Source organism: Mesorhizobium sp. M1E.F.Ca.ET.063.01.1.1 (assembly GCF_003998155.1).
Lineage (GTDB): Bacteria > Pseudomonadota > Alphaproteobacteria > Rhizobiales > Rhizobiaceae > Mesorhizobium.
On the sequence record NZ_RZSC01000586.1, the window covers coordinates 1 to 3790 of the forward strand.

At 62.2% G+C, this 3790-nt stretch carries 10 protein-coding genes; all 10 read left to right on the forward strand.

The window, feature by feature from the left end:
* The coding region (gene rpsC, locus EOA29_RS28565) for a 30S ribosomal protein S3 (protein WP_127221926.1) at positions 1-362 on the forward strand (362 nt) is incomplete at its 5' end.
* Positions 363-389: 27 nt separating this feature from the next.
* Positions 390-803 carry a 50S ribosomal protein L16 gene (rplP, locus tag EOA29_RS28570; RefSeq protein ID WP_027170364.1) on the forward strand — a complete coding sequence of 138 codons (414 nt, stop codon included), beginning with the start codon at positions 390-392 and terminating at the stop codon, positions 801-803.
* Positions 804-815: 12 nt separating this feature from the next.
* On the forward strand, positions 816-1016 hold the full coding sequence (gene rpmC / locus EOA29_RS28575) for a 50S ribosomal protein L29 (protein ID WP_095807484.1): 201 nt from the start codon (positions 816-818) through the stop codon (positions 1014-1016).
* 4 nt (positions 1017-1020) lie between these two features.
* Positions 1021-1260, forward strand: coding sequence for a 30S ribosomal protein S17 (gene rpsQ, locus EOA29_RS28580; protein ID WP_027170362.1), 240 nt, complete (start codon positions 1021-1023; stop codon positions 1258-1260).
* A gap of 82 nt (positions 1261-1342) precedes the next feature.
* The gene (gene rplN / locus EOA29_RS28585; RefSeq protein ID WP_006205457.1) at positions 1343-1711 is read left to right on the forward strand and encodes a 50S ribosomal protein L14; all 369 of its coding nucleotides are present in this window, start codon (positions 1343-1345) and stop codon (positions 1709-1711) included.
* A gap of 12 nt (positions 1712-1723) precedes the next feature.
* Positions 1724-2038, forward strand: a complete 315-nt coding sequence (rplX, locus tag EOA29_RS28590; protein ID WP_059188493.1) for a 50S ribosomal protein L24 — start codon at positions 1724-1726, stop codon at positions 2036-2038.
* Positions 2031-2609: a 50S ribosomal protein L5 gene (rplE, locus tag EOA29_RS28595; RefSeq protein ID WP_095815056.1), complete on the forward strand. Its 579-nt coding sequence runs from the start codon at positions 2031-2033 to the stop codon at positions 2607-2609. The genes rplX and rplE overlap by 8 nt, the downstream gene beginning before the upstream one ends.
* A 26-nt stretch (positions 2610-2635) precedes the next feature.
* Positions 2636-2941 carry a 30S ribosomal protein S14 gene (rpsN, locus tag EOA29_RS28600; protein ID WP_095777623.1) on the forward strand — a complete coding sequence of 102 codons (306 nt, stop codon included), beginning with the start codon at positions 2636-2638 and terminating at the stop codon, positions 2939-2941.
* Between the two features lie 12 nt (positions 2942-2953).
* Positions 2954-3352, forward strand: coding sequence for a 30S ribosomal protein S8 (rpsH, locus tag EOA29_RS28605; protein WP_126084112.1), 399 nt, complete (start codon positions 2954-2956; stop codon positions 3350-3352).
* A gap of 90 nt (positions 3353-3442) precedes the next feature.
* Positions 3443-3790: 50S ribosomal protein L6 (gene rplF / locus EOA29_RS28610; RefSeq protein ID WP_127221927.1), on the forward strand; the 348-nt coding region annotated here is incomplete at its 3' end.

The following is a 3790-nucleotide window of genomic DNA, read 5'->3' on the forward strand; positions in this document are numbered from 1 at the left end:
CCCAGCAGCTTGAGCGCCGCATCGCGTTCCGCCGCGCCATGAAGCGTGCCGTGCAGTCCGCCATGCGTCTCGGCGCCGAAGGCATCCGCATCAACTGCGGCGGCCGTCTCGGCGGCGCCGAGATCGCGCGCATGGAGTGGTACCGCGAAGGCCGCGTGCCGCTGCACACGCTGCGCGCCGATGTGGACTACGGCACGGCCGAGGCGCAAACGGCGTACGGCATCTGCGGCGTCAAGGTGTGGGTGTTCAAGGGCGAGATCCTCGAGCACGATCCGATGGCATCGGAGCGTCGCGCGACGGAAGGCGATCATGGCGGTCAGACCGGCGAGCGCGAGCGCGGTCGTCGTCGCGAGAACGCCTGAGACATTTGAGAATTTGGAGTTAGGACGATGCTGCAGCCAAAGCGCACAAAGTTCCGCAAGCAGTTCAAGGGCCGTATCCACGGTACCGCCAAGGGCGGCACCAATCTGGATTTCGGCGGTTTCGGGCTGAAGGCGCTTGAGCCGAACCGCGTCACCGCGCGCGAGATCGAGGCGGCCCGCCGCGCGATCACCCGCGAGATGAAGCGCGCCGGCCGCGTCTGGATCCGGGTTTTCCCGGATCTGCCGGTCACATCGAAGCCGACCGAAGTGCGCATGGGTAAGGGCAAGGGCGCCGTCGACTATTGGGCGGCGCGCGTCAAGCCTGGCCGCATCATGTTCGAGATCGACGGCGTCAGCGAGGAGACCGCGCGTGAAGCGCTGCGCCTCGGCGCCGCCAAGCTCTCGGTCAAGACGCGCTTCGTGCAGCGCATCGCAGAATAAGGACAGGCGATCATGAAAGCCGAAGACATCCGGACCAAGACCCAGGATCAGCTGACCGACGACCTGGCCAGCCTGAAGAAGGAGCAGTTCAACCTGCGCTTCCAGAAGGCCACCGGTCAGCTTGAGAAGACCGCGCGCGTGAAGCAGGTCCGCAGGGACATCGCGCGCATCAAGACCATCGCCGCTGAAAAAGCCGCGGCCAAGAAGGGTTAAGACCATGCCAAAGCGCATTCTGCAGGGCACCGTCGTCAGCGACAAGAACGAGAAGACGGTCGTCGTCAAGGTCGAACGGCGCTTCACGCATCCCGTGATGAAGAAGACCGTGCGCATGACCAAGAAGTACAAGGCGCACGACGAGAACAACGCCCACAAGGTCGGCGACCAGGTGTTCATCCAGGAATCGAAGCCGATTTCCAAGGACAAGCGCTGGATCGTCGTCACTTCGGATCAGGCTTGATCCGGGCGAACGAAACGAATTTTGGACAGACCGGGGAGGGGTGTCGAACCCGTCCCGTTAGAAAAGAAGAAGGCGGCCAGTCATGATTCAGATGCAAACAAACCTCGACGTCGCGGACAATTCCGGCGCCCGTCGTGTCATGTGCATCAAGGTGCTGGGCGGCTCGAAGCGGAAGTATGCCTCCGTCGGCGACATCATCGTGGTGTCGATCAAGGAAGCCATCCCGCGCGGCCGCGTTAAGAAGGGCGATGTGATGAAGGCGGTCGTGGTTCGCACGGCCAAGGACATCCGCCGTCCGGACGGCAGCGTGATCCGTTTCGACAAGAACGCGGCCGTTCTCGTCGACAACAAGAAAGAACCGATCGGCACGCGTATCTTCGGGCCGGTTCCGCGCGAGCTTCGCGCCAAGAACCACATGAAGATCATCTCGCTCGCGCCTGAAGTGCTGTAAGGAGCCGGACCAATGCAAAAGATCAGAAAAGGCGACAAGGTCGTCGTGCTTGCCGGCAAGGACAAGGGCCGTTCGGGCGAAGTCCTGTCGGTGCAGCCGAAGGAAGACACCGCGCTCGTGCGCGGCGTGAACCTCATTCGCCGTCATCAGAAGCAGACCCAGTCCCAAGAGGGCGGGATCATCACCAAGGAAGCGCCGATCCACCTGTCGAACATCGCGCTGGCCGACCCCAAGGACGGTAAGCCGACCCGCGTCGGCTTCGCCATCCAGAAGGACGGCAAGAAGGTGCGCGTCGCCAAGCGTTCGGGAGAAGTCATCAATGGCTAAGGCTGAAACCAAGCAGGCGGCTGCCAAGAACGAGCCGCGCCTCAAGAAGGTCTACAACGAGACCATCCGCAAGGCGCTGCAGGAGCAGTTCGGCTACGACAACGACATGCAGGTTCCGCGCCTGGACAAGATCGTGCTGAACATGGGCGTCGGCGAGGCGACCGGCGATTCCAAGAAGCCCTCGGTCGCGGCCGAGGATCTCGCGCTGATCGCCGGCCAGAAGGCCGTCGTCACCCGCGCCCGCAACTCGATCGCGGGCTTCAAGGTGCGCGAGAACATGCCGATCGGCGCCAAGGTCACGCTACGCAAGGAACGCATGTACGAGTTCCTCGACCGCCTCGTGAACATTGCGCTGCCGCGCGTCCGCGACTTCCGCGGGCTGAACCCGAAGAGCTTTGACGGCCGTGGCAACTACGCCATGGGCATCAAGGAACACATCGTGTTCCCGGAGATCAATTACGACAAGGTTGATCAGGTCTGGGGCATGGACGTCATCGTTTGTACGACGGCGAAGACGGACGACGAGGCGAGAGCGCTGCTCAAGGCCTTCAACTTCCCCTTCCGCCAGTAACGGCAGCGAAAAAGGAAAAATCTGAAATGGCAAAGACCAGCTCAGTCGAGAAGAACAACCGGCGCCGCAAGCTTGCCGGTCAGTACGCCGCCAAGCGCAAGGCGCTCAAGGAAATCGTCATGGATCAGTCCAAGCCGATGGAAGAGCGTTTCCGCGCCCAGTTGAAGCTTTCGGCTCTGCCGCGCAACTCGGCCAAGATCCGCATCCGCAACCGCTGCGAAGTCACCGGCCGTCCGCGCGCCTACTATCGCAAGCTCAAGCTTTCGCGTATCGCGCTTCGCGATCTGGGCAACAACGGCCAGATCCCGGGCCTGGTCAAGTCGAGCTGGTAAGGAGACACTGAGATGTCATTGAGCGATCCTCTCGGCGATATGCTGACCCGCATCCGCAACGCCTATGGCCGCAAGAAGTCGAGCGTCTCGACTCCGGCCTCGCGTCTGCGCGCCCGCGTTCTCGAAGTGCTGAAGTCGGAAGGTTATATCCGCGACTACAGCCAGACCGACTTCGATAACGGCAAGTCGGAAATCGAGATCGAGCTGAAGTATTTCGACGGCGCTCCGGTCGTGCGCGAGATCGAGCGCGTCTCGAAGCCTGGCCGCCGCGTCTATGTCTCGGCCAAGTCGATTCCGCACGTCGCCAACGGCCTCGGCATCGCCATCCTTTCGACGCCGAAGGGCGTCATGGCCGACCACGAAGCGCGCGAGCAGAATGTCGGCGGCGAGATCCTCTGCCAGATCTTCTGATCCGGCACGAGATTGATGAATGGGCTTCGGTTCTCGGGATCGCGCCCGGGAACTGGAACCTGAAACGAAAGAAGTGACGAGGACAACAAAATGTCTCGTATCGGAAAGAAACCCGTTTCGCTGCCGCAGGGCGTCTCCGCGACCGTCAACGGCCAGACCGTGACGGCGAAGGGCCCCAAGGGCGAGCTGAAGTTCGTGGTGAACGACGAAGTGCTGGTCAAGATGGAAGGCAGCGAGATCGCTGTCGAGCCGCGCGACCAGTCGAAGACCGCCCGTTCCAAATGGGGCATGTCGCGCACGCAGATCGTCAACATCCTGCAGGGCGTGAAGGACGGCTTCGAGAAGAAGCTCGAGATCACCGGCGTCGGCTATCGTGCCGCCATGCAGGGCAAGAACCTGCAGCTCGCGCTCGGCTTCAGCCACGACGTGGTCTATGAG